We start from the raw sequence: 869 nt of genomic DNA, 5'->3' as shown, positions 1-869 counted from the left end.
ATGACGGCGCAGATACGCCTGGTCAACCATGTTGCCCGTATCCGTGGGAAACAGGGGAGTGGCCCGGGGGAGCCCAAACCGGGGGCGCCCGACGCGTTCCCAATGCTCCAGCATCTCCGCCGCCCAGTCGAAGACGGTCAACACGGTCCGTTGCTTGGGAGCGGAACCCTACATGGCCTTGCCATGGCGAACGCGCAGCACGCCCCATTCGCCGAAGAAGGGCGCTCGGACGTTGCGGGAAAAGTCCGCGAGGATCAGGTGGCGGGCCTCGTTGTGGCGCAATCCCCAGGCGTAGATCGTTTTGAATATCACGGCGTCACGCCAGGCTGCCAAGGCTCCCTTGCGTCCCGAATTCAGGATCCGTTCGGTTCCAGGTCTGCCAGGTCGAAGAATTCCTGCAGTTCCTAGATGCTGAACGGGCGCTTGGAGGCTTCGCCGGATTCCTGGGCATGGGTAGCCGCGTTGAGTTCGCTCACGACCTGGGAGAAGACCGTTCCGAACAACTGGGCGCACCGGGTATTCCAGTCATAGGCGCCGTCCCCGGCAAAGTCGAGGAATAGCTTCACATCGGCTTGGTAGGCGCGGACCGCGTTGTGGGAGAGGTTCTGAACGCCGCGCAGGTGAGAGAAGAAATCATCGGCATCACCGGGAAGCCATTCCCAGGGCGCCTTCCCCACGAAAGATGTCATCCGGAGCACCGACCGTGACCGCCTCCGGATCGTGTTCAGGCCAAGGTTCTGGGCCACCTGCTGGCGCGACCAACCGCCTAACGCTTCGTCCAGGAACTTCTCCGGATCCGGCGCCGCAGCAATCGACGGCAGCCAGATCAATCCGCCCATGTCCTCATTCACCACGCGGCTTTCATGGAT

At 62.6% G+C, this 869-nt stretch carries 2 protein-coding genes; both read right to left on the bottom strand.

Going from position 1 to position 869, the window contains the following annotated elements; translation table 11 throughout:
• Positions 1-168: 168 nt before the first annotated feature.
• The gene (locus OIU93_RS20545) at positions 169-312 is read right to left on the bottom strand and encodes a hypothetical protein (protein WP_264271890.1); all 144 of its coding nucleotides are present in this window, start codon (positions 310-312) and stop codon (positions 169-171) included.
• Between the two features lie 92 nt (positions 313-404).
• Positions 405-869, bottom strand: a 465-nt coding sequence (locus tag OIU93_RS20540) for a site-specific integrase (protein ID WP_264271889.1), incomplete at its 5' end; no start/stop codon positions are given.

The sequence above is a fragment of the Paeniglutamicibacter sp. ZC-3 genome, assembly GCF_025847175.2.
Lineage (GTDB): Bacteria > Actinomycetota > Actinomycetes > Actinomycetales > Micrococcaceae > Paeniglutamicibacter > Paeniglutamicibacter sulfureus.
This window is presented reverse-complemented; position numbering and strand designations above follow the sequence as displayed.